Genomic DNA, 914 nt, shown 5'->3' with positions numbered 1-914 from the left:
TACCATGCAGAATCTATGTTCAACTTTGGGCATTAAAAAAATCTACTGGACCATTAGCTCAAGAGAAGCAAAATATTATCGCCCGGATGGACCTTATACCTATCAGAGTGCTTCCAATACCATTCTTGAATTATCTGAAAAAGTAGCCGAGAAATATGCGAATAAAAAAGCCTAACAAGTTTAGCCTGCCTCGCCCCGGAAAAATCCCCGGGGCTGGACTCGCTATCGCTCGCCGCAGCTAAAGGCGTTAGCTGTAAAAAAGGAGTTAAATTGAAGCACATATTTGTTATTGCAGTTTTAGCCTTATTGTCAGGTTGTAGTTCAATGGTAAAGACCGAAATTGGAGATTACGATTACGGCAAAAGTTTAAGTGAACTACAAAGTCAGCATATCGAGTTACAACCTCAGGATGGTTTATTCTCTGAACCACGAATTAGCATTCCATTAGATGATGCTAAAAGCCTTTGGGGAGAGCCCCAAAGTACGGAAAATCTATGGGGCGAAAAAGCTTTGGGTTCTGGTATCGCTTTAAGTGCAGCAGCTACTGGCTTAATTAGTTGGGCGGGTTATGGAGTAATAGAGCTGATGTTTTTGCCTCCTTGCCAAGAACATGTATGGTCAGTAAAAAATAAACAAGTCTTAGCTAAAAGCTGCAGTACCATTGGTACAGGGTATCAATCCAAAATAGTAAAATGGGATTGGTCCGAAAATTAAATCAGCTAACAAGTTTAGCCTGCCTCGCCCCGGAAAAGGCCCCGGGGCTGGACTCGCTATCGCTCGCCGCAGCTAAAGGCGTTAAGTGTTCAAGGAGGAAACATGGTCAAAGCTACTTGTCATTGCGGTAATATCGTTATAACAGCAGACATGCTACTAGAATCAATTACCAGTTGTAATTGTTCAATGTGTTACCGGCT

General features: G+C 42.3%; 1 protein-coding gene. It reads left to right on the top strand.

Annotation, left to right across the window (positions count from 1 at the left end):
• Nucleotides 1-270 precede the first annotated feature (270 nt).
• Complete coding sequence (locus A3763_RS08350; protein ID WP_068633741.1) at nt 271-714, top strand: hypothetical protein; 444 nt, start codon at nt 271-273, stop codon at nt 712-714.
• The last annotated feature ends 200 nt before the right edge of the window (nt 715-914 follow it).

This window comes from Oleiphilus sp. HI0128 (assembly GCF_001635365.1).
Note: the sequence above shows the minus strand (reverse complement) of the source record. Positions and strands in the feature narration are given on the sequence as shown.